The organism is Actinoplanes cyaneus, from assembly GCF_016862095.1.
Taxonomy (GTDB): domain Bacteria; phylum Actinomycetota; class Actinomycetes; order Mycobacteriales; family Micromonosporaceae; genus Actinoplanes; species Actinoplanes cyaneus.
Genome location: NZ_BOMH01000066.1, coordinates 103,616 through 129,825, shown reverse-complemented (window position 1 = coordinate 129,825; position 26,210 = coordinate 103,616). Strand labels below are relative to the sequence as shown.

The following is a 26,210-nucleotide window of genomic DNA, read 5'->3' as shown; positions in this document are numbered from 1 at the left end:
GGTACGCACACGCTGGTGCTGACGATGACCAGCCGGCGTAATCCGGCGTCGTCGACCGACCGCTCGTCGATCACCTTCGACAGCGCGCTGGTGACCGGCAACGGCGGCACCGCACCCCCGGCCGGTGACAGCGAGCACCGCTCGGGCCTGCCGTGGTCCGACGGCGGCTTCTTCAGCCACAGCGGCGACCAGGCCGAGAAGTTCCAGCAGTGGCGCGGCCGGCCGGTCGACAACATCGTGTCCTTCACCACCCGTACCACCTGGGACGCCCAACTCAACACCTGGTGGGCGAACACCGTGCCGGGCACCTTCGAGAAGGCCGCCGACGACTTCATCCTCTCGGTGCCGCTGTGGACCGACGACGGCGACTACGGCACGGACGACGACTGGCGGGCCCTGGCGCGCTCCATCGCCGAGGCCGATCCGGACGGCTATGTCCGTCTCGGCTGGGAGATGAACTGCTGCTTCTCGCACGCCACGAACGCGACGACCTGGCGTAACCAGTTCTCCCGGGCGGCCGACCTGATCCGCGGTGCCGCACCCGGACTGAAGATCGTGTTCAACCCGAACGAGGGCGTCAGCGGCAACAACACCATCGCCGATCCGCGCACGCTGTTCGTGGACGGCAAGGTCGACGTGGTCGCCATCGACTCCTACGACTGGTGGGAACCGTTCACGTCCGACGCCAGCGCCAACAACCACTTCACCAAGACCTACGGCTGGAACTTCTGGTACGACTTCGCCCAGTCCAAGGGTTTGCCCTTCGCCCTCGGCGAGTTCGGCGTCATCTCCGCCAACGTCTCGGCGAACCACTCCGGTGGCGACAACCCGAAGTTCCTCACCTACGTCTACGACTGGCTGAAGGCGAAGGACAGCGCGAAGCCCGGCTCGATCGCCTTCGTGTCCTACTTCAACGACGACGACGCCGACGGTTGGAAGTCGAACGTCTACCCGACGACTACCAACCCGAAGTCGGCCACGCGCTACCTGCAGGTCGTCGGCGCGGCGGCTCAGTGATCTTGACCGGCTTGCTCCAGCAGTGAGCGGGTCATCTCGGCGGCCTGCGTGAGTCCCATCTCGCGGTAGCCGGCCTCGGCGGCGGTCAGTAACAGGACCGCCGCCGCGGGCCGGCCCTCGATCAACTCGATGCGCCCGGCCACGCGTCCGGCGGACGCGACACCCCACCGGTGCCCGAGCCGGGCCGCGCGTGCCAGGCACTGCGCGGCCAGGGCCCGGGCATGCTCGATCGAGCCGAGTTCCAGATACGCCTCGGCCAGCACGATCTCGGCCACCGTCAGCTGCATCTCGTCGCGCAGTTCCGTGTAGGCGATCACGGCTGCCCGCGCGTGCCGGGCGGCGGTCGCGGGCTGCTGCCGTTGCCGGTAGGCCGCCGCGAGGAAGGTGTGCGCCTCCGCGCCGCCCCACGCGTCATGGGTCGCCTCGAAGATGCGAAGGGCCCGGCTCAGCGCCGCGGACTCCTCCTCGGGCGACGGGCTGATCGGCTGCCGGAACGCCAGATGGATGTAGCCGGTGGCGGGCGTGTCCGCGAGCACGGGCAGCAGCCGGGCCGCCCGGTCGTAGGCCGCGAGCGCCTCGTCCAGGCGCCCCAGTTGCCGGGAGGCGACCGACCAGCCGAGGGCGGCCTCCGCCATCCCGGCCGCGTCGTGCAGTGCGCGGAACAGCTCGTAGGACCGGCGCAGCTCGGGCAGTGCCGTGCGGTTGTCGTCGCGGAAACGGTGCAGGCTGCCCATGCTCAACGCGAGCAGCGCGGCGGTGGCGGGCGACGCGACCGCGTCGGCCGGGATCACGTCGTGCGTGGCGGCCCAGTCGTCGACCCGCCCGCGCAGCACGCAGAAGTTGACGGTGGCGATCGCCAGGCGGGCGGCCAGGTCCACCTGGCCGCTGCCGGCCAGCCGCGGCACCAGCGTACGGATGCCGTCCAGTTCGTTCTCGAACCACTCCACCGGTGCGGCCCCGGCCCGAGCGGTGGGCGAAGTGGGGGCGGGCAGCGTCATCGGCCGGCCCGGCAGCCGCTGGTTGGCCGTGAGCGCGGCCGCCAGGAACACCTGTCCCGCCGCGGCGGCAAGCTCCCCTGCGGGCGGTCCCGGCAGTTCGCCCGCTGACAGGCGGACCAGGTCGTGCAGGGCGTAGCGCTCCTCGCCGGCGCGGGTGAGCACCTGCGCGTCACACAGCTGCTCGGCCAGCCCGAAGGCTTCCGGTTCGCTGATCCCCGCCAGCGCCGCGAGCAGCCACGGCGCGAACGTGCGCAGCGGCAGCAGGCTCATCGTGCGCAGCAGGGCGAGCGCCGCCGGATCGAGCCGGCGGTAGCTGAGCGCCAGACTGGCCCGGACGTCGAGGTCGCCGATCGTCAGCCGGTCGAGGCGCTGGTGCTCGTCGGACAGCCGCGCCACGAGCTTCGCCAGCGCCGGCCCCGGCATCGACGCGGATCGCATGCCGACCGCGCGGATGCCCAGCGGCAGCCCGCCGCACAGCTCGGTGAGGGCGGCGGCAGCCTCGGGTTCGGCGGCCACGGCGGCGGCGCCTGCGATCCGTTCGAGCAGCGCCACTCCCGCCTTCGTGCCGAGCGGCCGCAGCTCCATCTGATGCGCCCCCGGCACGGTCAGCAGCGCCCGGCTCGTCACCAGCAGCACACTGCCCGGCCCCGGTATCAGCTGCCGCACCTGGGCGGCCTCGGCCGCATTGTCGGCCAGGATCAGCACCCGGCGCCCGGTGAGCACCGATCTGAGCTGGTCGACGCGCTCCTGCTGATCGCGGGGCAGCGTTTCCCCGGGGACACCCAGGGCCCGCAGGAATCGTCCGAGCACGTGATCCAGCGGTGTCGCGGTACCGTCCGTGCGCTGCAGATCGGCGTAGAGGCACCCGTCGGGGAACAGTTCCGCCACCTCGTGCGCGACGCGGGCTGCCAGGGCGCTCTTGCCGATGCCCGCCATGCCGCTCAGCACGACCGTGAGCCCGGCGCCGGGGACGGGCTCGCGCCGTCGCAGCAGCTCCACCAAGCGGGCCATCTCCGGCTCCCGACCCACGAAGTCCGCCACGGCCGGCGGCAGTTGGAAGGGCGCCGCAAGGCCGGCCGGGGCGTTCAGCGGTCGCCGGTCGAGGCGCAGCACGGACTGGTAGACCGCGGCGAGCTCCGGACCCGGGTCGATGCCCAGATCCGTGGCAAGCGCCGTGCGTGCCTCGTGGTACGCCACCAGAGCCCCGGCCCGGTCGCCGCAGCGGTAGAGCGCCAGCACCAGCAGGCTGCGCAGACGCTCGCGCAGCGGGTGCTCGTGCACGACCTTTGTCAGCAGGGTCCGCGCCGCGGCCGGGTCGCCGTCGCGGAGCAGCAGCTCGCTGTACAGCTCGACCGCCGCGAGATAGTCGTCCCGCGTCGCGGCGGCCCGCGCCTGCAGCACCGGACCGGCCGGCTCGCCGGCGAAGGGCTGCCCCCGCCAGAGCCCGAGCGCCGCGGCCAGGCTCGACCGCGCCGCCACCGGCTGCTCCACGGCGGCGGCCCGCCCCGCGGCGACCAGGGTGGTGAACTCGGCGAGGTCGAGCTCGCCGGCCCGAACCTCGAACCGGTAGCCACCGGTGCCGGAACCGATCCGGCCAGGGAACAGCTTGCGTAGCTGGGAGAGGTAGGTGCGTAGGTTCGCCACGGCCGAGGTGGGCGGATCTTGCGGCCACACCTCGTCGACCAGGGTGTCGAGCGGCACCGGACGGTTGCCACTGGTCAGTAGCAGCAGGGCGACCAGCCGGGGCTTGGCGGCCACGAGTGGCACCGGGAACTCGCCAGCGCCCAGCACCCGGAACAGCACGCCGCCACCCTAGCTCCGATGATCATCCACAGTGATCGGAGCGGTGGAAGAGGAGGCTCAGCTCACACGCCGTAGCGGCTCACGCACCACCGGGGCCGCCGCTCCTCGCCCGGACCGTGATCGGCACCTTGATACGGTTCGATGTCGCCCGGCGGGTGTCCGGGTGACCTCGGGGGAGGATTGATGAGGAGGATCTCCGCGTGGAGCATCGTCCCGATCGTGGCCGCGGCGGTCATCGGTGTCGCACCACCCGCTTCGGCAGACCCGGCGGCGGTCGCTGACCCGTACGTCTTCACGTCGGCCGACGTGGGTTTCAGTGACGGCAGTGACACCGAGGGCCGCCCGGAGCGGATCGCGGCGATGGACGACTACCTCGGCGAGAAGAAGCCGATCGTCCGCCTCGACCTGCAGTGGGATCAGGTGCAGCCGACCAGGGACGGCGCGCTGAACTGGCAGAAGCTGGACCAGAACATCGACGCCGCCTACGCGCGCGGCGTGCGGGTGCTGCTGATCCTCGACTACGCGCCGAGCTGGGCCAACGGGGGCAGGGAGCCGAACTGGCTGCCGGCCGACGACGAGACCTGGAAGACGATCGTCCGGCAGACGGTGGCGCACTTCGGTCCCAAGGTGCAGGCGTACGAGATCTGGAACGAGCCGAACTTCGCGCGCTTCGCCAGCTACGGCGACAACAGCACCACCGCCCGGATGCAGCGCTACTGGGAGCTGGTCGAGGACGCCTACACCGAGATCGATTCCGCCTGCCCGGACTGTGTGGTGCTGGCCGGTGGCTCGGGCGGCGGTGACGTCTACGAGAAGGACGGCGTCATCCAGAACGACAACGAGGCCAGTGACTGGCTGGACTACGGGTACCGCAGCGGCAAGGCCCGATTCATGGACGCCGTCGCCTACCACCCGTACCCGGACTGGACCGGCGGCCACATCCCGTCGTACGCGCAGGACCCGTGCCACGGCACGGTCAACTGGTACCGCTACTGGTCCGGGTTCGGGCCGGACGACCCGGTCTGCGGTGGCCTGGCCGCGGTGCGCGACGTGATGGTGCGCAACGGCGACGCGGGCAAGAAGATCTGGGGCACCGAGTTCGGGTTCCCGAGCCAGGGCTCCCGGCAGCCGCAGACCCTGGAGCGGGTCCGCGACGCCCTCGAGGAAGGCGTGCGGATGTGGCGGTCCCGGCCGTACACCGGGCCGCTGTTCCTCTACTCGTTCCAGGACACCGCGGCAAGCCACGAACTATGCGTGAAGAACCCGGCCGACGGGGAGTGCCACTTCGGTCTGCGGGACAGCGCCGGCCGGCCGAAGGAGCCGATGTACAGCGATCTGCGGGAGGTGCTGAACGGCGACAACTGGCTGCCTGCTCTCGCACCCGGCCGGTCACTGTTCCGCGGCGCGGCGCTGAGGTCCGCCAACGGCCAGTACACGCTCTGGATGCAGGCGGACGGCAACCTGGTCCTCTACGACGTGCGCGGCGCCACGCCGAAGGCCGTGTGGGTGCAGGGCGGTCAGAAGGCGTACCGGCTCTCGGTTCAGCACGACGGCAACCTGGTCCTCTACGACTACGCCGACCGGCCGCTGTGGGCCACCGGCAGCCAGGGCCGGGGCGACTCGACGCTGCGGCTCGGCGACGACGGCGCACTGGTGCTGCAGCCGGCGAACCAGACCGAGCCGAGCTGGAACTCCGGCGACCTGTTCGCCAGCGGGGTGGAGGAGTTCCAGGCAGGCAACACCTGGACCAACACCGTCTCCGGTACGGCGCCCGGCGGCGGCCTGCGCAACGTCGGCGGCATCACCGGCTCACTGACCGGTCCGGAGTTGTTCAGCGGGACCAATGCGGCCGCGCGTTCGGGTGGCCGGGCGCTGACGTACTCGGGCAAGGACAACAGCGCGAGCTCGTCGTACGCGTACACCAAGGTGTTCGGCTTCGGGGAGCTGACGGTCACGCCGACCACCCGGCTGTCGTACTGGATCTATCCGCAGAGCGGCGCGACCAGTTGGGGGCTGGCCACCGGCACCAACAGCTCGTGCGTCGCGGCCGACCTGATCCTGGTGGATCCCGCCACCGGCGCGCGCACCAACCTGCGTGACTCCGGCGCCAAGGATCAGCGCGGCAATCGCGCCCACCCGGCGTACCAGTGCGGGAAGTTGACTCTGGACGCCTGGAACTTCGTCAGCGTCCCGCTCGGCGGGGTCGCCGCCGGCAAGAGGATCACCCAGCTGGACCTCGGCTACGACCAGGCGGCCGCGACCGGCGGCTACCGCGGTTACGTGGACGACCTCCGCATCACCCGCTGACGCGTACCCGGCGCGAGCGTGATGCTCGCGCCGGGTGCGTACCTTACCCCCGGTGATTGTCGGAAACGGTCTGCAACATTCCTGCAAACGGATTGCATTGACTGTCGCCGATTTACATATCTATGGTCGGGTCAAGGTTTCGCGGACGTTAACCAGCCGGAAAGCGTTTTCCACCGCGCATTGATCAATCGTGATCACCTCACCGCCGGCCGCCTCGGTGGTGATTCCGCGCGTCCGTGTGATTGAACCTTCTCCCACCAGAGGATGCGACATGAAACGCTCCCGATGGATCATCACCGGCGCCGCGATCGCCGCGTCGGCCACGCTTCTCGCCACGATGCTGACCGGCCCGGCGTATGCCGAGACCCTCTTCGGCGACACCTTCGACGACGGCGACGCCAACGGCTGGAGCCGGTCCGGCGGCTCCTGGTCGGTCGTCACCGACGGCTCGCCGGCCCTGCGCCAGACCAGCACCAGCGCCAACGCCCGGATCCTGGCCGGCACCACCTCCTGGACGGATTACACCGTCCAGGCCCGCGTCAAGCCGATCACGTTCGGCTCCTCCGCCCGCACGGTCGGCGTGGCCGCCCGCGTCCAGTCGTCGAGCGCGTACTACGCGCTGGTCCTGACCGGCGGCGGCGCGGTGCAACTGCAACGCGTCTCCGGCGGCACGGCCACCGTGCTGTCCACCGCCGCGACCGGCGCGGGAACGGGCACCTGGCACACCCTGGCGCTGAGCGTGCGCGGCGCCACCCTGCGCGGCTCGGTGGACGGCGCGCAGGTCGTCGAGGCCGCCGACAGCACGTTCGGCTCCGGCCGGATCGGGCTGCTCGCGGCGTACGCCAGCGCCTCCTACGACGACGTCGTCGTGGACACCGCCACGGCCGGGCCCAGCCCCAGCGGCTCCACGCCGCCGAAGACCACGTCCCCGCCGCCGCCCGGGAACTGCGCGGTCACCGGCTCGCCGGCCGGGTTCGCCACCGTCACCGCGTGGGGCCAGAACGGCACGACCGGCGGCGCCGGGGGACCGTCCGTCGCGGTCGACACGGCCGCCGAGCTGCTGACCGCCATCGCCACGGTCGGGCCGCTCACCATCTGTGTCAGCGGCACCATCACCCTGCCCGCCGGGATGTACGACGTGACCAGCAACAAGTCGATCGTCGGGGTCGGCTCGACAGCGGGCATCACCGGCGGCGGCCTGAACATCGGGCTGCCGGTCTCGGCCGTGACCACCCCGCCCGCCGACGCGGTCCGCAACGTGATCATCCAGAACCTGACGTTCCGCAACGCCAGCGACGACTCGATCAACGTGCAGATGTTCTCGCACCACGTGTGGATCGACCACAACGACCTGGCGCAGGGCTACGACGGGCTGATCGACATCAAGCGCGGCTCGTCCTACGTGACCGTGTCGTGGAACCACACCCACCACCACACCAAGAACATGCTGCTGGGTCACGACGACGGCAACGGCGCCCAGGACACCGGGCGGCTGAAGGTCACCTACCACCACAACTGGTTCGACGCGACGCCGCAGCGCAACCCGCGGGTCCGCTTCGGCGAGCCGGTGCACGTCTACAACAACTACTACTTCTACAACACCGACACCGGGGTGGCCTGCCAGAACACCGCCGGCTGCCTGGTCGAGGGCAACTACTTCGAGGACGTCGAGGAGCCGGTCACCAACACCTACGCCGGTCCGGCCGGCCGCTGCGTGGCCCGCAACAACGTCTTCGTCGGGGAGTCCGGCACCCCCGATTGCAGCGGCACCGTGCAGGAGGCGTCGGCCTACTACTCGTACACCGTGGACGATCCGAACGCGGTGAAGGCCATCGTCACCGCCGGCGCCGGCACCGGAAAGGTGTGATCGGCATGCGCAAGCTCCGCACCGCGGGCGTCGTCGCCCTGGCCATGACCGCCCTGCTCACCGTGCCGCAACCGGCCGGCGCGGCGCCGTCCACGGCGGACGGGTTCGCGTCGGTGACAGCGCTCGGCCTCACCGGCACCACCGGCGGGGCGGCCGGGCCGACGGTCACCGTCAGCACCGCCGCCGACCTGGCCCGCTACGCCGGCGCGAACACCCCGTACACGATCATGGTCGCCGGTCGGATCTCGGTGGGCGGCATGGTCACCGTGGTCGCGAACAAGAGCATCCTCGGGGTCGGCTCGACCGCCGAGATCACCGGCGGCGGCCTGCAACTGGGGACGACCACCCGGCCGGGCACCAACGTGATCATCCGCAACCTCCGGTTCAGCGGCGCCTCCGACGACTCGATCAGCGTCACCAACAAGGCGCACCACGTGTGGATCGACCACAACGAATTCCTGCCGGCGTACGACGGCTCCCTCGACATCAAGCGGCAGTCGACCTACGTCACGGTGTCCTGGAACCGGTTCTCCGGCACTGACAAGACCATGCTGCTCGGGCACTCCGACACGTTCACGTCCGACGTCGGCTACCTGCGGGTCAGTTACCACCACAACCTGTTCGACGGCTCCAACCAGCGGCATCCGCGGGTCCGCTTCGGTGAGCCGGTGCACGTCTACAACAACTACTACCGCGACATCGGGCTCTACGGCATCGCGTCCACCGAGAACGCGGGCGTGGTCGCCGAGGGCAACTTCTTCGAGAACGTCGCCTACCCGTGCTACTCGACCGGTGGTTACGCGGAGAGCAACCCGGGCCGGCTCGTGCAGCGCGACAACGCGTTCCGTAACTCGGGGACCTGCGAGGCGGGTGGCACGGTCGCCGAGCCGCGCACCTACTACGGGTACACGCTGGACCCGGCCACGTCCGTACCGTCGCTGGTCACCGCCGGCGCCGGAGTGGGGAGGATCTGATGCACACGTTCCTGACCACCCTGCTGCTCTCCGGCGGCCTGGCCGTCGCCGCGCCGGCCGCCGCTGCCGCCGACGGTTTCGCCTCCGGCACCACGGGCGGGGTCGCCGGGCCGACGGTCGCCGTCGACACCACCGACGAGCTGCTCGACGCGATCGACACGGTCGGCCCGCTGGTCATCCAGGTGTCCGGGACGATCGCCATCACCAGCAAACAGGGCGTACGCCCCGGCAAGACGATCGTGGGCGTCGGCGCGAACCCGACGATCACCGGCGGTGGCTTCGACTTCTACCGCTCGTCCAACGTGATCGTCCGCAACCTGACGTTCGTCGACGCCGAGGACGACGCGATCAACATCGGTCAGCAGTCCCACCACATCTGGATCGATCACAACACGTTCGTACGGCCGGTGGACGGCTCCGTCGACATCGTGCGCGGCGCCGACTTCGTCACGGTGTCGTGGAACCACTTCGCCGGCACCGACAAGAGCATGCTGCTCGGGCACTCCGACGGCGCCTCCTCCACCGACGTGGGCCACCTAAGGGTCACCATCCACCACAACTGGTTCGACGGCTCCCGGCAGCGGCACCCGCGGGTCCGGTTCGGTGAGCCCGTGCACGTCTACAACAACCTCTTCGAGGGCAACGAGCTCTACGGCGTCGCGTCCACAATGAACGCGGGCGTCGTGGTCGAGGCGAACACCTTCACCGCGGTCCCGCACCCGTGCTACTCCACCAGCGGATACGCCGACAGCGGGCCGGGGCGGCTGGTGCAGCGTGGCAACGTGTTCACCGGCTCGGGCGGGTGCGAGGCCGGCGGTGCGGTGGTCGAGCCGCGCACGTACTACGCGTACACCCTCGACCCGGTCTCCTTGGTGCCGGCGCTGGTCCGGGCCGGGGCGGGTGCCGGCCGGACCTGACCGCGCCCCTCCGCCGCACGCTCGGCGGGCTGGTTCTCGCCGTCGTTGTCCACCGCGACAACGACGGTGAGAACCAGCCGGCAAGCTCACGCCCGGAACAACGTCGTCGTGTCTCAGGACGGGCGGCGGCGCAGGCCGTCGAGCAGCAGGGTGACGGCGCCGTCCGCGTCCTCCCGTGAGCCCGGTTCGTCACAGGCCGTACAGATGCCCTGCAGGACCATCATGACGGCGCCGGCCCCCACGTCGTCGCGGATGGTGCCTTCCTCGACGCCCGCGGCCAGCAGGCCGGCCATGGCCCGGTCCAGTTCCCGGCCGCCGTCGGCGAGGGCGTCCGAACGCGTGGCCATCAGGGTGGCGAGCGTGCGAGCCAGGCCCAGGTGGGTGTGCAGATGGTTGACGAAGCCGCGCAGGAACGCCGCCAGCGCTTCCGCCGCGGGCAGTGTGGCCTGCAGCTCGCCGGCGCGGGCGCACATCGCGGTGAGCTCTTCACGATAGACCGCCTCAGCCAGTGCCGCACGGGTCGGGAAGTGCCGGTAGAGCGTGCCCGTGCCCACGCCCGCCAGCTTGGCGAAGTCGTCGAACCGCAGGTCGAAGCACCCGCTGGCGAACAGCTCACGAGCCTTGGCGAGCAGGGCGTCACGGTTGCGCCGGGCGTCGGCACGCAACGGCTTGGCAGCGGTCACCCGGTGCCTCCTTTGACAAGTGGAGATAGTCTCCATATCTTGGAAGTGGAGACGATCTCCAATTGTAGGCGACCTCGCCGAGCCGGGGGCGTCCTGGCCATGAGGTGCGTTATGAAGATCCTGATGTTCGGCCGGGGCGTCATCGCCGTGGCGTACGGGTGGGCGTTGGAGCAGGCCGGGCACGAGATCGAGTTCTACGTCCGTCCCGGCCGGGCGGCGCAGTACGGGATGGCGATCGACCTCGAGCTGCTCGACGCGCGGCGCCGGGTGCGGGGCCGGCGCGTCGCCGAGAAATGGCCGGTGCGGTACCGCGAATCGCTGGAGCCGGACCACGACTTCGACCTGATCGTGCTGAGCGTGCAGCACTACGGTTTCGCCGAGGCGGTGTCCTTCCTGGCGCCGCGCGTCGGCAAGGCGACGGTGCTCGTCTTCAACAACCTGTGGGTCGAGCCGTCGGCCGCGGTCGACGCCCTGCCGGCCGAGCAGGTGGCCTGGGGTTTCCCCGGCGCCGGTGGCGGCTTCGGCGACGACGGCGTGCTGCGGGCCGCCCTGCTCCCCATGGTCTTCTTCGGCACGCTCGGCGAGCCGCCGGCCGAGCGGGCGCAAGCCGTGCGCGCGGCGTTCCGCCAGGCCGGGTTCCGGATCCGGGAGAGCGCCGACTTCCGGGGCTGGTTGACGATCCACTTCATCCAGAACGCGGGCCTGCACACGCAGAGCCTGAAGCTCGGCTCCCTCGCCGAGCTGGCCGGGAGACCACGCACCGTGCGCGAGGCGATTCTTGCCACCCGCGAACTGCTGCCGCTCGCCGAGGCACGCGGCGTCGACCTGCGACGACATCGCGGCGAGGTGCTGCCGTTCACCGCTCCTGTCTGGCTGGTGGCGCCGGTGCTCGCCTGGCTCTTCGGTCACTTCCCGCCGATGCGCACGGTGATGGAGGCGCACGCCAACCCCGAGGAGTTGCGCGCGGTGTGCCGTGACACCCTCGCCGAAGCCCGCCGCCTGGGCGTGCCGGTGCCGCGATTGGAGGCAGCCGAGCCCTACTTCGCCGCCGAGAGAACTGTCTGAAGGGGAGGTCCGGCCGTTCCTCCACCGTGGTGGTGCCGCCATCGATCGGATTAGCTTTTCGACGTGCTGGGTACAAGGCGGCCCGGCGGGAAAGGCCCGCCAGCGGAACGGAGCAAGTCATGCTGGTTGTGGGTCTCATCCTCTTGCTGTTGGGCATCTTCCTGTCGATCCCGATGCTGTACACGATCGGCATCGTTCTCCTGGTGATCGGTGCCGTGCTCTGGATCCTCGGTGCCGTCGGCCGCCCGGTCGGTGGCCGAAAAGTCTGGTTCTAGCCTTACCAGCAGGCAGCGCTGACAAGGGCGTCCCACCCACGGGTGGGCGCCCTTTCGCGTACCGGCCCGGCGCGCAGACCAGGTGGCGTCCGCTCGAATGCGCCGCGCAGGGCCGTTCTGCGCCGGGCACCGTCCTGCCGCAGAGCGCGGTAACGCCGCCACAGCACTGATGCCTCCAGCAGCAGCACTGTCAGCACGACGAGCTCGGCGGCGATGACGACCGGGCGTGGCAGCGCGACGCCGGAGACCAGCAGGACGGCGAGCAGCACCTCCATCGGCAGGATCGCGAAGAGGGCTGCTCGGACGATCGCCGGCATCAGGCGCGCTCCTTGAGCGTCGTCACCAACAGGCGCAGCACCTCGACCTGGGCCGAGGCGAGCTCGGAGGTCATCAGGTCCAGCCAGTGGCTGCTCCCCGCCTGTTCGAGACCGGCCACCATCGCCGCGGCCATCTCGGCGGGCAGATGTGCCGCGAACTCGGCGGCGAGCGCGGCGACCCGCGGGTCGGACGGGTCCGCACCGGCAATCGCGTCCATCCGCGCGGTGAGGGCATGGCCGCTGGGGGTCCGCTCCGGTTCGGGCAGCAGCCCGAGGTGGTGGTAGTGCCGCACGGTACGGGTGGTCACTCCGACCAGCGCGGCCAGCTCGCCGATACGCATTGCTCTATTGGAGACGTTGACGTCACGTCAAAGTCAAGCGTGCCCGATCAGGTGGTGCACGGCGTGCCGTTGAGGGCGAACGCCGCCGGACGCGGATTGGCGCCGCTGTGCGTGGCGTTGAAACCGAAGCTGAGCGTGGCGCCCGGCGCGAGTCCGGCGTTCCACGTCTCGCCCACGGCGGTGACCGTGGCGCCGGACTGGGTGACCCGGGCCGACCACGACTGGGTCACCGTCTGCGCCGCGGGCCAGGTCCAGGTCAGCTTCCACGAGGGGATCGCGGTGGCGCCGGTGTTGGTGACGCCCACCGTGCCGGTGAAACCGGTCGACCAGTCGCTGGTGCTGTAGGCGACCCGGCACCCGGCCGGCACGGGACTCGGCGAGGTGGAGGGTGACGGTGACGGGGTGGTGGACGTGGACGGTGTCGGATCGGGATCGTTCGTGGTGAAGGTCAGGCCATGGCCGTACGGGAAGAGCGGGGTTTTGCCGTCCCCGTCGTTGATCGGCTCCTGGCCGGCGGACTGTGGCCAGGTCACCGGCAGTTTCCCGGTGGGGGCGTAGGCGCCGAGCAGCACGTCGGCCACGCCCGCGCCCTCGCTGCCGGGCAGCCACGCGGCGAGCAGGGCGTTCCAGCCGGGCAGGTCGGCGGCGACGTCCAGCGGGCGGCCGGAGACGAGCACGGTGATCACCGGGACGCCGGCCGCGCGCAGCCGGGACAGCACCGCGCGATCGTCGGCGTCCAGGCCGGGCAGCGTCGAGCGGTCGCCCTTGCCCTCGGCGTACGGGGTCTCGCCGACCACCGCGATCGCGGCCGTGTAGCTGCCGTCGATCCCGGAACCGTCCCGGCTGTAGGTCACCGAGCTCGCGGCGGCCCGCAGCCCGGCCAGGATCGACGTTCCGCTGATCGTGGCGCCGCTCGCACCCTGCCAGCTCATCGTCCAGCCGCCGCTCTGGTTGCCCAGGTCGTCGGCGCTCTTGCCGGCCACGAAGATCTTCGCGGAGGGTGCCAGCGGCAGGATGCCGTCGTTCTTGAGCAGCACCTGCGACTCGCGGACGGCCTGCCGGGCGACCGCCCGGTGCTCGGCGCTGCCGATCTGCGCGATGCCGGACCGGTCGGCGTACGGGTGCTCGAAGAGCCCGAGCTCGAACTTCTTGGTGAGGATCCGCCGGTTCGCGTCGTCCACCCGCGACATCGGGATCTGCCCGGACTGCACGCCGGCGCGGAGGTAGCCGACGAACCGGCTCACGTCCTCGGGCACCATCAGCATGTCCAGCCCGGCGTTGACCGCGTCGGCGACCTCGGCCGCGGTGAAGCCGGGCCGCCCGTCCAGCTGGTCCACCGCCGCCCAGTCGGACACGGTGAACCCGGTGAAGCCGAGCTCGCCCTTGAGCACGTCGATGATCAGGTGGCGGTTGGCCGTCATCTTCTGCCCGCCGACGCTGTTGAACGAGATCATGATCGATCCGGCGCCGCGCTCGACGGCGGCCCGGAACGGGGGCAGGTGGATCGCCCGCAGCTGCGCCTCGGTGAGCTGGGTGTCGCCCTGGTCGACGCCGTTGGTGGTGCCGCCGTCGCCGAGGTAGTGCTTCGCGGTGGCCAGCACGCCCTCGTCCTGCAGCCCCGTGACGATCGTGGTCATCGACGAGACCAGCTCGGGCGTCTCGCCGAACGACTCGTACGTGCGGCCCCACCGGTCGTCGCGGGCCACACAGACGCACGGCGCGAACGTCCAGTCCTGCCCGGCGGCGGTCACCTCCTGTGCGGTGATCTGGCCGACCCGCTGCACCAGGGCCGGATCGCGGGTCGCGCCGAGCCCGACGTTGTGCGGGAAGATCGTCGCGCCCGCCACGTTGTTGTTGCCGTGGACCGCGTCGATCCCGTACAGCATCGGGATCTTCAGTGGCGTGGCCAGGGCGGCCCGCTGGTAGCTGTCGTACATGTCGGCCCAGGCCGCCGGGGTGTTCGGGGTGGGCGCGGAGCCGCCGCCGGAGAGCACCGAGCCCAGCCGCAGCGAGGTGACGTCGGCCGGGCCCGCGGTGGCGCGTTCACCCTGCACCAGCTGGCCGGTCTTGTCGTCCGGCGTCATCCGGCCGAGCAGGTCGGTGACCCGGTCGGCGACCGGCAGGGACGGGTCGAGGTAGGGGAGCACGTCAGCGGCGGACGGGCTGGCCGCGAGACCGGTGAGCAGGACCGCGGCCAGCGTTCCGGCGACCGTGCGAACGATCCGGGGCATGGCGGCTCCCATCCGACGATGATGGGAGCGCTCCCATCGTTAACCCCGTTGTAATACATCGGAGGGTGCGTTGCCAAGAGGTCACTGCGGACACAGCTCGGCAGGCTCCGCGCCGGGGAAGTGCCGGTTCCAGTCGACGCCGACCGGCTGCGCGCAGACCTGCCCGATCACCGCATCGAGATCGCTGTCGACATGCCAGAGCGCCGACTTCCCGTCCAGCAGGGACAACCGCTCCCCGTCGAGGCGCGGGGAGGACAGGCGCAGGCCCTGAGTGCGCAGGGACAGCAGTCTCTCGCCGCTGCGGGCGTCCCAGATCCTGGCCTCCGCGCCGTCGACGACCGCCACGGTGCGCCCGGCGGGATCGAAAGCCGGAGTGCTCGTCTCGTCCAGGCCGTCGGCTCGCGCCACGACACGCGGGGCGCGTGGATCCGTGACGTCCAGGATGGTCACGGTGGCGTTGCCCAGGTAGGAGGTGACGGCGATCAGCCCCGCGGTCCCGGCCTGGACGACCGCGGGATGGGGGACGCGCAGCACTGTGGCGAGGAGCCGCCCGTCCGGCGTCCAGCTCTCGATGGCGTCCTGGTCGCCGTCGCGTCGGCTCAGGACGATGCCGGAGCCGTCGGCGAGCACGGCCGTGGCGACCACGTCACCGACCGGCAACCGGCGGACGGACGGGTCGCCCGGACGCCACACCCGGGCTGTCCCGTCCGCTCCCACGGCACTCAGCAGCGAGCCGGTCCGGTCCAGGCCGCCGAGCATCCCGAGACCGGCCGGTGCGGTGATCTTGTGAGGGTGATCGAGGTCGGTCAGATCCCAGAGGTCGGATCGGGTGTTGCCGGTCCAGTAGATCGCCCGGCGCTCGTCGGCGCTGGTCGAGTGGTGGTAGCTGTTCGCCGTGGTGAGCCTGCCCGCCGGTGCCCACGTCTGCCCGGTACGCCGCCAGAGCTGCTCGTCACCCGTCTCGGCGGCGTAGGTGACCGCGTACCGTCCCGGAGGGGTGAGGTATCCGCGTCCCAGAGTGGTGGCGCCGACGGCGGCGTGTGCCAGCAGCAGCACGTCGCGTGCCTCGGCGGTGGGCGCGAGGCGGTAGGCGGCCAGCGCCAGCGCCGCCGCGTCGCGGGGACGCCCGGCGATCATGTCCCGGGCCGTGTCGGCAGCCCGCAGGGAGAGCGCCTCGTTGCGCTGGCGGGTGGCCCGGTGCTGCGCGGCCGCCGCGGCCAGCGCCGTGCCGGCCAGCAGAACTGTCAGCGCCGTGAGCCCGGCGGCGAGCCGGCGCAACCGGCGGGCAGCGCGCCGGTCGGCCCGCACGCGCGCGTGCTCGGCGCGCAGTCCGGCGTCGAGAAACTCGCGTTCGCGCCGGTTCAGCCGATCCCGCAGAGGCGCCGCCTGTTCCAGGGGAGCGCCGCGGTAGAGGATGTCCGGGTCGCGATCGTGTGCCTCCCACACCGCGGCAGCCTCGGCGAGGCGATGCTGCAGGCGCAGGGTGTCCCGGTCGCCGGCGATCCAACCGGCCAGTCGTGGCCACGCGCGCAGCAACGCCTCGTGGGTCAGCTCGACGCTGTCGCGGTCGATGGTGATCAGCCGCGCGCCGGCGAGACGATCGAGCAGGGCGTCCGGCACGGGCAGCTCCGTGCGTCTCGCCCGCCGTCCGGTGTCCCCGACGCCGTCGCCCGGTACCACGAGACGGGTGAACAGCAGGCGGGCCGCCTTACGATCGTCCTCGGTGAGCTGCTCGAAGGTGCGTTCGGCGGTCCGGGCGAGCGCGTGCTCGATCCCGCCCGCGTCCTCGTAGCCGGTCAGGGTCAGAACCACTCCGCGGCGGCGCTGCCAGGTCTCGGTGAGCGCGTGTGACACCAGCGGAAGCGCGCCCGGCTGCCCGGCGACATCCGCGACGAGGCGAGCGACCAGCGCCGTCTCGACAGAGGCCCCGGCGCGCGCGGCCGGCTCGGTGATCGCCGATCGGAGCTCCTCGGTGGACATCGGCCCGAGCAGCACCTGCGCGCGGTGCAGTGCGGTGACCAGTTCGGGGTGCCGTGCGCAGTGGCCGTAGAAGTCGGCGCGCACGCCGACCACGATGCGGGCCCGGGGCCCCGCGGCGGCGGTCAGCGCCCGGATCAGCCAGCGCCGTTCGGCGTCGCCGCAGACCGTGAACACCTCCTCGAACTGGTCGACCACCAGCAGCACGTCGTCGGCTGCTTTCGCGAGCCAGCCGCGGAGCGCCTCGGCGCCGGCGGCCAGGTCCCCGCGGACCCGGTCGACGGGTTCGTCGGCCAGCTGCGCGATAGCCGCTGCCAGTTCGGTGATCGGATCGGTTCCCGGCGTGATCAGGATCGGGGTCCGCTCGCTGCGGGCGATCAGCCCGGCTCGCAGCAGCGACGACTTGCCCGCGCCGGAGGAGCCGAAGACGCCGACGAAGGGGCGCTCGCCGACCAGCCTCGTCAGGGTCTCGGTGACGGCCTCGCGGCCGAAGAACCGGTCGGCGTCGCCGACCTGATAGGCGGTCAGGCCGGCGTACGGGGCGGGCACGCCCGTGGGCATGCCGGGATGCGCCGCGGCGAGGCGCCGCCACCGCTCGGTCCACTCGCCGACGTCGCCGCCGCAGGCCCGGACGACAGCGGTGGTGATGGCAAGGCTGGGCAGGCGGCGGCCGGACAGCGCGTCGGACAGCGCCGCCGCGGAGTAGTTCGTCCGTCTCCCCAGTTCCCGATACGAGAGCCGGCCGGCGCCCAGGCGAAGCCGCCGCAGGTCACCGGCGAGCCGCAGGAGGGGAGTGTCCTCGGACTCCAGCGGACGTTCCTGTCGGGGCACGTCACCTCCCTGCGCCGTCGCGCCGTGTCCGGTGTTCGTTGTTCAGTTCCCGGCGCCGAACCCGAACATCGGCGCGACTGCCTACGGTCGTCTCCACAGTAGATGCGTCGGCTCGACCCCCCGAACTGCAAGGAGCTGCACATGCGAAGGTCCCGCGTCGTCGTCGTGGCGGCGGCTGCTCTACTGGCCTGTTCAGCCGCCGCCTGTGGCTCCAGCGAGAAGACCACCGACAAGCAAGCCTCCGGGGTCGCGGACAACGCCGGGGCGCTGATCGGTGTCACGATGCCCACGCGATCGTCGCAACGGTGGAACGGCGACGGCCAGAACGTCAAGAAGGAGCTCGAGGCGCTCGGCTACAAGGTCGACCTGCAGTACGCCGAGGACGACATCCCGACCCAGGTGAACCAGGTGGAGAATCAGATCACCAAGGGTGTCAAACTGCTGATCATCGCCTCCATCGACGGCACCGCGATGACCTCGCAGCTGCAGAGCGCGGCGGATGCCAAGATCCCGGTCATCGCCTACGACCGGCTGATCCTCAAGTCGCCGAACGTCGGCTACTACGCCACCTTCGACAACTTCAAGGTCGGTGTGCAGCAGGCGACCTCCCTGCTCACCGGCCTCGGGCTGCTCGACGCCGGCGGTGCGCCGGGCGCCGCGAAGGGCCCGTTCAACGTCGAGTTGTTCGCCGGGTCGCCGGACGACAACAACGCCACCTTCTTCTACAACGGGGCGATGTCGGTGCTCCGGCCGTACCTGGACAAGGGTGTGCTGAAGGTGCCGAGCGGGCAGACCGGCTTCCCGGCGATCGCGATCCTGCGATGGCAGGCCAGGACCGCCCAGGACCGGATGGAGAACCTGCTGACCTCCACCTATCGGTCCGGCCTGAAGGTGGACGGTGTGCTGTCGCCCTACGACGGCCTGTCGATCGGCATCGTCTCGGCGCTCAAGAGCAACGGGTACGGCACCACCGGGCAGCCGTACCCCGTGGTCACCGGCCAGGACGCCGAGGTGGTGTCGGTGAAGTCGATCGTCGCGGGCGAGCAGTACTCCACGATCTTCAAGGACTATCGCGACCTGGCGAGGACCAGCGCGCAGATGGCCGACGCCGTCCTCAAGGGGAGCAAGCCGGCCACCAACAACGACAAGGACTACGACAACGGGGTGAAGGTGGTGCCGTCGATGCTGCTCGACACCACGATCGTGAACAAGGGCAACTACGAGAAGGCGCTGATCGACAGCGGCTTCTACACGAGGGCCCAGCTGAAGTGACCGGCCACCGGTTCCGTGCCGGATTTTCACAGTCGTGACTCAATCTTGCAAAGACCGATTCAACTATTGCGTACATGTGTCCGGCGCTGCCACGATGGCCATCGATCCATTCCCCCACCCGGCCGTCCAGGAGTCCCCATGGCTGTTTCCCGGCGCACGTTGCTGTCTGCCGCCGCGCTCGCACCTCCCGCCGCTGTCCTCGCCGGCGCCTCGCCCGCGCGGGCGGTTTCCCCCGCCGGCGACGTCGTCGGCAAGATCACCGTCGGGTATCAGGGCTGGTTCGCCTGCCCGGGCGACGCGGCCCCGATCGGCGGCTGGTGGCACTGGAGCCGTGACCGCTTCCAGCCGCCATCACCGGGCAACACGACGATCGTGTCCTGGCCGGACGTCCGCGACTACACGCACACCTATCCGACGGCGTACCCGAATCTCGGCGGCGGGCAGCCGGCCGCGCTCTTCTCCTCCTACGACCAGCAGACGGTGGACACCCACTTCGACTGGATGCGGACCTACGGCATCGACACCGCGGCGCTGCAGCGGTTCAACCCGTTCGGCGACGAGGGCCCGACCCGGGACGCGATGGCGCAGAAGGTTCGGGCCGCGGCCGAGCGCACCGGCCGCAAGTTCTACCTCATGTACGACGTCAGCGGCTGGGCGACCATGCAGGCGGAGATCAAGACCGACTGGCTCACCAGGATGTCGGCGCACGCCGCGTCCGGCGCCTATGCCCGGCAGAACGGCAAACCGGTCGTCTGCGTCTGGGGTTTCGGCTTCGCCGACGAGAACCACGCCTTCACCCCGGCCGCCTGCCTCGACGTGATCACCTGGTTCAAGGCGCAGGGCTGCTACGTCATCGGTGGCGTCCCCACCTATTGGCGCGAGGGCAGGAACGACAGCCGCGCCGGGTATCTCGACGTCTACCACGCCTTCGACATGATCTCGCCGTGGATGGTCGGGCGCACCGGTGACCTGGCCGGACTGGACTGGTTCTACGCCAACGTCAACACCGCCGACCAGGCCGACTGCACCGCGCACGGTATCGACTACCAGCCCTGCGTCCTGCCGGGTGACCTGTCGGCCGGGCACCGGAGGCACGGCGACTTCTACTGGCGCAGCGTCTACAACATGATCCGGCTCGGCGCCCAGGGCCTGTACGTCTCGATGTTCGACGAATACAACGAGGGCAACCAGATCGCCAAGACCGCCGAGACGGCCGCGTCCGTGCCGGCCGGCACCGGCATCCGCGCGCTCGACGAGGACGGCACGTTCTGCTCCGCCGACTACTACCTGCGGATCACCGCCGACGCGGGGCGGATGCTCAAGGGGCAGTTGGCGCTCACCGCCGTCCGGCCGACCCCGCCGACGGTGACCACGACGCCGCCGAACACCGACCTGGCTCGTGGCCGAGGCACGTCGACCAGCGGATACACCCAGGTCTACGGCCCGGGCAACGCTGTCGACGGTGATGCCGGCACCTACTGGGAGAGCACCAACAACGCCTTCCCGCAGTGGATCCAGGTCGACCTGGGCTCGGTGGTCCCGGTCGGGCGGGTGGTGCTCGGACTGCCACCGGCGTGGGGTGCGCGCAGTCAGACCCTCGCGGTGTCCGGCGGCACGACCGGGTCCTCGTTCGACACGCTGTCGGCTGCCGCCGGGCGCGGCTTCGACCCGGCCTCGGGCAACACGGTGACGGTCACCTTCCCGGCGTCGACGATCCGCTATCTGCGGGTCACCTTCACCGCGAACTCCGGCTGGCCGGCGGGGCAGCTCTCCACCCTGGAGGCGTACGCGCGCTGAGGCCTCCGGCCCCGTGTCCGTCGTCCTGCCCATGACGACGGACACGGGGGCCGAGGCCCCGGTCGCGGTCAGACCGCGGTGCGTCCGCCGTCGACCGGCACGACCGCGCCGTGCATGAAGGACGCCTCGTCCCCGGCCAGGAAGACGATCGCCGCGGCCACCTCCTCGGGAGCCGCGGCCGGCCCGCGGGCGCGGCCGCGGCAAGGTCACCCAGCCCCTCGCCGAGCGCGGCGGTTCCCTCGGTACGGGTCGGGCCCGGGCTGACCGCGTTGACCCGCACGCCGCTGGGACCGAACTCGGCGGCCCACGACCGGGTCAGCAGCCCGACGGCGGCCTTGCTCGAGCCGTACAGCGCCATGCCCGCCATGCCGAACTCGGCGACCATCGTGGTCACGTTGACGATCGCGCCGTGACCGCGGGCCGCCATTCGCGGCGCCAGTTCGGCGACCAGGAAGTACGGCGCTTTCACGTTCAGCGCGTAGACCTGCTCGAACTGCTCCTCGGTGGTGTTCCCGGTCGGCCCGAACGGGAACACCCCGGCACTGTTGACCAGGATGTCGATCGGCCCGGCGAGTTGTTCCGCGGTGGCCGCCAGCGCCCGTGCGGACCGCTCGCCGTCCAGGGTGGCCGCGACGAAGTACGCCGTGCCCCCGGCCTGCTCGATCTCCCGCACCGCCCGTTCGCCGCGGTCCGCGTCCCGCCCGGCGATCACCACGGTGGCGCCCTGTGCGGCCAGCGCCACCGCGGTGGCCCGCCCGATGCCGCTGTTGCCGCCGGTGATCAGGGCTGTCCTGCCGGATAGTGCAGTTGCCATGTTCGTACACCTTCTCTGTCCCGCGGCCCCGGTGGCGGGGCTCGCGGAAGGTGTAAGCATCGCGGCCCGGCGTGCCCATCCCGTCCGCCATAAGCCCTCCTTATCGGCCCCCATCAGGGGCGATGTGGTGCGATGCTCGGATGGATCTCCGCGAGTTCAGGGTCTTTCTGGCCATCGCCGAACGGGGCAGCCTCTCCGGTGCGGCCCGCCGGCTTCGGGTGAGCCAGCCGGCCGTGTCGCAGACGGTGGCCGCCCTGGAGCAGCAGGTCGGCGTGGAGTTGCTGGAACGCAGCAGCACCGGGGTGCGGCTCACCGAGGCGGGCGTGGTGCTGGCCGGCGAGGCACGGGCGGTCCTGGCCCGCTACGAGCAGGCGCTGTCCGCGGTCGGCCGGTTCGCGCTGAGCGCCGACACGCGACTGCGGGTCGGCGTACCGCTGGAACTGCCTCCCGGCCTGCTGCCGAGTGCCTTCGCGGCGCTCGCCGGGTCGCATCCGCGGACCCGCACCGAGGTCCGCCACCTCACCTCCGCCGCCCAACTCGACGCGCTGCGCGACGGCGACCTGGAGCTCGGCCTGCTGCGCTCGCACCCAATGGACAGCGACTTCGACGCGATGCTGGTGGTGGAGGAGCCGCTGGGCGTCCTGCTGTCCGCTTCCGATCAGAGATCGGATTCCGCCGGCGTACGGCTGGAGAAGCTCGCCGGTCTCGACTGGCTGGCGTTCGCGAGGGCCGACAGTCCGCCCTGGTTCGACGAGGTCAACGCCGTGCTGCGCAGTCACGGCGTGGATCCGGGCCCGGCGGTGCCACCCGGGCAGTTCCTGATCGCGGAGGTGAAGTTCGCGGCGGTCAGCTCCGGTCAGGCCTTCGCGTTCGCGCCGCGCGACTGGTCCCAGCCCTTGCCGGCCGGCGTGCTGTGGACACCGTTGGTCGGCTCTCCGCTGATCCGGCGGACGTGGGCCACGTGGCCGGCCGATTCCCGTCGCCGGGATCTGGCCGCCCTGATCGCCCACCTCGATCCCCTCGATCCGCCTGCCGCGTGAATCCTTTGCGGCCGAGGGCGAAACCGTAAGCATTGTTTACAAGTATCGATGATGGTGATTGGATGCGGGGAGGTGGATCGAGTCGTGCGAGGTGCACATGTGGGTTCCGGCTTCACCCTTCCGGCGTTCGGCAGCGGTTCTCGCGCTCACCCTGGCCGCCACGATCGCCGTCGTGGCACCTCCGGCAACAGCGACGGCAACCGCGACGGCGGCCGCGGCCGCGGCGGTGACGGACGGTGCCGCCCGGTTCGAGGTGCTCACCCCGACGCTGATCCGCATGCAGTACGCCGGTGACGGCGCCTTCACCGACGCCACCACCTTCAACGTGGTCAACCGGGCGTTCACCGCACCCGCCTACACCACGTCGGTGACCGCCGACGGGTTCCGCGAGATCCGGACCAGCGCGCTGACCCTGCGGTACAAGCAGAACAGCGGCCCGTTCACCGCTGCCAACCTCAGCGTGGCGATCACCGCGACGGGCGTCACCGCACGCCCGGTCTATCCGTCCTACTGCCCGGCGTCGACGTCGTGCGAGGGGGAGAACGCGCTCTTCACCGGCGGAGTGACCCCCGCCTACGACCACCAGGGCCACACCGGCACCGGGTTCGCCGGCGGGTTCGAGAGCACCGGTAGCGGCGTGCGGTACGACGTGGACGTGCCCACGGCCGGCACGTGGCGGCTCGCGCTGCGATACGCCAACGCCGTCGGCAGCGACAACCAGTCCACGACCCGGACCCTGACCGCGCACGTCAACGGCGCGACCGGGCCGCGGTTCAATCTGCCGCCGACCGCCTCCTGGGACACCTGGTCGACCGCCTCGGTCACGGTGGCGCTGCGGGCGGGTGTCAACACGATCGACGTCGCGCGCGACGCCGCCGACTCGGGCCGGGTCAACCTCGACAGCCTCGCGGTCCTGCCCGCCACGAGCACGACCTATCCGGGGCCGGCCACGGACCTGCGCACCACCGGTTACGGCGCCGGCCCGGCCAGCCAGCTCGGCGGCTGGTACCGCTCGCTGGACAACCTGCCGAACGGCCTGCCGGACGCGAACGCGCTGCACCCGGGCGTGCTGAACCGCGGCGGCTGGTACCTGCTCGACGACACCCGCACCGCGCTGCTGAGCGCGAACCACACGGTCGGCGACCGGCCGGGCCACGGCGCCCAGCCCTACCAGGACGGCTACTTCTTCGGGTACGGCCAGAACTACAAGCAGGCCCTCGCCGACCTCAACGCGCTGACCGGCCCGGCGAAACTGCTGCCCCAGACCGCGTACGGCGTCTGGTTCTCCCGTTTCTGGGGGTACAGCACGTCCGACTACCAGAACACCGTGCTGCCCGCGTTCCGCAGGAACTTCACGCCCCTGGACTGGCTGGTCGTGGACACCGACTGGAAGAAGCCGGTGCAGTGGGACGGCTGGAACTGGAACACCGACCTGTTCCCCGATCCGCAGGCGTTCCTGACCTGGACGAAGCAGCTGAACCTCGACACCAGCTTCAACATCCACCCCGCGATCGACGCGAGCGACCCGCGATTCCCGGCGGCGAACGCGGCGGCCGGTGGGCTGCCGGTGCAGCCGGACGGGCACACCCACTACTTCGACTGGTCCAACCCGGCGCACCTGAGCGCGTACCAGAGCCTGCACACGCCGTTCGAGCAGCAGGGCGTCCGCAACTGGTGGCTGGACTACTGCGGCGGCTGCGGCTCGTCGATCGCCTCGAACCCGCACGTGGCGCCGGACAATCTGATCAACCAGGCGTACGCCGACCATGACACCGCCCGTGGCCTGCGCGGTTTCGCGTTCAGCCGGATCGGCGGCACCGAGCACGGCAGCCTCGACGCCAGCAACTTCGCGCTCGGCCCCTGGTCGGAACGGCGCAACACGCTGGCGTTCACCGGGGACACCTACTCGACGTGGGACACCCTGGCCTACGAGGTGCGGTTCACCGCCGCGGAGGCAGCCGCCGGGCTCTCCAACGTCACCCACGACCTGGGCGGTTTCCACGGCGGGCACCTCGCCGACGACCTGTACGCGCGGTGGATGCAGTTCGGCACGTTCCAGCCGGTCGACCGGATGCACTCCGACCACGGCGACCGGCTCCCGTGGGACTACCCCGGAGCGGCCCAGGCGAGCGCGCAGAAGTTCCTGCGGCTGCGGGAGGCGCTGGTGCCCTACACGTACACGACGGCGCGTCAGGCGAGTCAGAACGGCCTGCCGATCGTACGGCCGATGTATCTGGAGTTTCCCGGTCAGGAAGCCGCCTACAGCGCGACCGGCGAGTATCTCTACGGCGACAACCTGCTGGTCGCGCCGATCGTCACGCCGAACGACGCGGCCGGCAACGGCTCGGTGCCGGTGTGGGTGCCGCCGGGCACCTGGACCGATTACTTCACCGGCGCGAGCTGGACCGGGCCGGCGACCGTCACGATGACCGCGCCGCTGTCCCGGATGCCGGTGCTCGTCCGGGCCGGTGGCCTGGTGCCCGCCCGCACCGACTACGTGCACGGTCAGAAGGAGAGCGTCGCGAGCAAGCTCACCGTCACGGTCGCGGCCGGGGCCGACGGAACCTTCTCCCTGTACGCCGACGCGGGTGAGGGCAGCGGGCCGTCCACCACCACGCCGCTGTCCTGGGCGGACGGCACCCGCACGTTCACCGTCGGCGCCACTGCAGGCAGCTTCCCGGGCGCGCCGGCCGCCCGCGCCTACACCTTGCGGGTCGCCAACAGCGGGGCGCCCGCCGCCGTCCTGGTCGACGGCGTGCAGGTGCCGGAGACGGCGTGGGCGTACAACCGGAACAGCCGCACCGTCACCGTCACCACCGCGAACCTCCCGGCAGGCTCCGCGCACACCGTCACGCTGAGCGGCTCGGCCGCCGACAACCCGGCCACCGGTGAGGTGCTCGGCGTCGGCGGTTTGTGCCTGGACGTACGCGGGGGAGTGGCGGCCGACGGTCAGCCGGTCCAGGTGTACACCTGCAACCACAGCGCCGCGCAGCAGATCGGTTACGGGAGCGACAACACCGTGCGCGTGCTGAGCCGCTGCCTGAACACGACCGGCACCGGCAACACCGCGGCGGTCACCATCGCGGCGTGCACCGGCGCCGCCGGCCAGTCGTGGACGCGGCGGGCCGACGGCAGCCTGCTGAACCCCGCGTCCGGGCGCTGCCTCGACGTGCCCGGCTCCAACCGCACGCCCGGGGCCGTGCAACTGCAGCTCTACGACTGCGCCGGCACCGACGGTCAGCTCTGGCAGCTGCCGCCCGGCCCGATCACCGGCCCCGGCGGGCTGTGCGCCGACATCGTCGACGCCGACCCGTCCTCCGCCTCCGCGGCGCAGCTGTTCACCTGCAACGGCACCGACGCCCAACGCTGGTCCACCCCGGGCGACGCCACCCTCCGGGTGTTCGGCAAATGCCTCGACGTCAGCAACGCCGGCACCACCAACGGCACCCCGGTCCAGCTGTTCGACTGCAACGGCAGCGGCTCGCAGAAGTGGGTCAGCCGCGCCGACGGCACCCTCTTCAACGCCCAGTCCGGCCGCTGCCTCGACGACACCGGCAACAAGCAGCAGCCCGGCGACCTGCTGCAGATCTACGACTGCAACGGCAGCGCCGCCCAGCGGTTCCGCCTGGGATGACCACCGGCGAACCGATCAGAATCATCAGGCCCGATTGGCGTACGCCGTCG

18 protein-coding genes are annotated in these 26,210 nt (G+C 71.1%); 11 read left to right on the top strand and 7 right to left on the bottom strand.

The annotated features are described in order from the left end of the window. Positions 1–1,017 (top strand): glycoside hydrolase family 26 protein (locus tag Acy02nite_RS38035; protein ID WP_203752658.1); only part of this gene is annotated, 1,017 nt, incomplete at its 5' end. Here Acy02nite_RS38035 and Acy02nite_RS38030 read toward each other — a convergent pair. Next, on the bottom strand, positions 1,011–3,818 hold the full coding sequence (locus Acy02nite_RS38030; RefSeq protein ID WP_203752655.1) for an AfsR/SARP family transcriptional regulator: 2,808 nt from the start codon (positions 3,816–3,818) through the stop codon (positions 1,011–1,013). The two genes, Acy02nite_RS38035 and Acy02nite_RS38030, sit on opposite strands and share 7 nt — an antisense overlap. A gap of 183 nt (positions 3,819–4,001) precedes the next feature. Between Acy02nite_RS38030 and Acy02nite_RS38025 the strand changes: the two genes are divergently transcribed. From Acy02nite_RS38025 to Acy02nite_RS38010, 4 genes are all read left to right on the top strand, one after another. Next, positions 4,002–6,125 (top strand): cellulase family glycosylhydrolase, encoded by a 2,124-nt coding sequence (locus Acy02nite_RS38025; RefSeq protein WP_203752652.1) that lies wholly within the window; start codon positions 4,002–4,004, stop codon positions 6,123–6,125. Positions 6,126–6,396: 271 nt separating this feature from the next. Then, positions 6,397–7,992 (top strand): pectate lyase family protein, encoded by a 1,596-nt coding sequence (locus Acy02nite_RS38020; RefSeq protein ID WP_203752649.1) that lies wholly within the window; start codon positions 6,397–6,399, stop codon positions 7,990–7,992. A gap of 5 nt (positions 7,993–7,997) precedes the next feature. Beyond that, on the top strand, positions 7,998–8,966 hold the full coding sequence (locus Acy02nite_RS38015; protein ID WP_203752646.1) for a pectate lyase family protein: 969 nt from the start codon (positions 7,998–8,000) through the stop codon (positions 8,964–8,966). Next, complete coding sequence (locus tag Acy02nite_RS38010) at positions 8,966–9,883, top strand: pectate lyase family protein (protein ID WP_203752643.1); 918 nt, start codon at positions 8,966–8,968, stop codon at positions 9,881–9,883. The genes Acy02nite_RS38015 and Acy02nite_RS38010 overlap by 1 nt, the downstream gene beginning before the upstream one ends. 113 nt (positions 9,884–9,996) lie before the next feature. Here the strand turns inward: Acy02nite_RS38010 and Acy02nite_RS38005 are convergent, their stop codons facing one another. Next, positions 9,997–10,566: a TetR/AcrR family transcriptional regulator gene (locus tag Acy02nite_RS38005; protein ID WP_203752640.1), complete on the bottom strand. Its 570-nt coding sequence runs from the start codon at positions 10,564–10,566 to the stop codon at positions 9,997–9,999. 111 nt (positions 10,567–10,677) lie between these two features. On the opposite strand from Acy02nite_RS38005, the gene Acy02nite_RS38000 reads away from it, so the two are divergent. Continuing rightward, positions 10,678–11,631, top strand: coding sequence for a ketopantoate reductase family protein (locus Acy02nite_RS38000; RefSeq protein ID WP_203752637.1), 954 nt, complete (start codon positions 10,678–10,680; stop codon positions 11,629–11,631). Positions 11,632–11,750: 119 nt separating this feature from the next. Next, positions 11,751–11,906 (top strand): hypothetical protein, encoded by a 156-nt coding sequence (locus Acy02nite_RS37995; protein WP_203752634.1) that lies wholly within the window; start codon positions 11,751–11,753, stop codon positions 11,904–11,906. Positions 11,907–11,908: 2 nt separating this feature from the next. Here Acy02nite_RS37995 and Acy02nite_RS37990 read toward each other — a convergent pair whose 3' ends face one another. From Acy02nite_RS37990 to Acy02nite_RS37975, 4 genes are all read right to left on the bottom strand, one after another. Beyond that, positions 11,909–12,223: a hypothetical protein gene (locus tag Acy02nite_RS37990; protein ID WP_203752631.1), complete on the bottom strand. Its 315-nt coding sequence runs from the start codon at positions 12,221–12,223 to the stop codon at positions 11,909–11,911. Further along, positions 12,223–12,564, bottom strand: coding sequence for a MerR family transcriptional regulator (locus tag Acy02nite_RS47820; protein ID WP_203752628.1), 342 nt, complete (start codon positions 12,562–12,564; stop codon positions 12,223–12,225). Before Acy02nite_RS47820 ends, Acy02nite_RS37990 begins: the two co-directional genes overlap by 1 nt. Before the next feature lie 47 nt (positions 12,565–12,611). Further along, positions 12,612–14,795: a glycoside hydrolase family 3 N-terminal domain-containing protein gene (locus tag Acy02nite_RS37980; RefSeq protein ID WP_239175567.1), complete on the bottom strand. Its 2,184-nt coding sequence runs from the start codon at positions 14,793–14,795 to the stop codon at positions 12,612–12,614. A gap of 81 nt (positions 14,796–14,876) precedes the next feature. After that, positions 14,877–17,603, bottom strand: coding sequence for an XRE family transcriptional regulator (locus Acy02nite_RS37975; protein WP_203752625.1), 2,727 nt, complete (start codon positions 17,601–17,603; stop codon positions 14,877–14,879). Between the two features lie 141 nt (positions 17,604–17,744). Between Acy02nite_RS37975 and chvE the strand changes: the two genes are divergently transcribed. Together chvE and Acy02nite_RS37965 are read left to right on the top strand one after the other, a co-directional pair. After that, on the top strand, positions 17,745–18,875 hold the full coding sequence (chvE, locus tag Acy02nite_RS37970; RefSeq protein WP_203752622.1) for a multiple monosaccharide ABC transporter substrate-binding protein: 1,131 nt from the start codon (positions 17,745–17,747) through the stop codon (positions 18,873–18,875). Positions 18,876–19,013: 138 nt separating this feature from the next. Beyond that, entirely contained in the window at positions 19,014–20,672 is a 1,659-nt protein-coding gene (locus Acy02nite_RS37965; RefSeq protein ID WP_203752617.1) for a glycoside hydrolase family 99 protein, read from the top strand. On the opposite strand, the gene Acy02nite_RS37960 is transcribed toward Acy02nite_RS37965, so the two are convergent. Then, positions 20,611–21,486 (bottom strand): SDR family NAD(P)-dependent oxidoreductase, encoded by an 876-nt coding sequence (locus Acy02nite_RS37960; protein ID WP_425548174.1) that lies wholly within the window; start codon positions 21,484–21,486, stop codon positions 20,611–20,613. The two genes, Acy02nite_RS37965 and Acy02nite_RS37960, sit on opposite strands and share 62 nt — an antisense overlap. A 140-nt stretch (positions 21,487–21,626) precedes the next feature. Between Acy02nite_RS37960 and Acy02nite_RS37955 the strand changes: the two genes are divergently transcribed. Both Acy02nite_RS37955 and Acy02nite_RS37950 read left to right on the top strand, forming a co-directional pair. Further along, entirely contained in the window at positions 21,627–22,526 is a 900-nt protein-coding gene (locus Acy02nite_RS37955; RefSeq protein ID WP_203752613.1) for a LysR family transcriptional regulator, read from the top strand. Positions 22,527–22,623: 97 nt separating this feature from the next. Further along, positions 22,624–26,160: a ricin-type beta-trefoil lectin domain protein gene (locus Acy02nite_RS37950; protein ID WP_203752610.1), complete on the top strand. Its 3,537-nt coding sequence runs from the start codon at positions 22,624–22,626 to the stop codon at positions 26,158–26,160. Positions 26,161–26,210 lie beyond the last annotated feature (50 nt).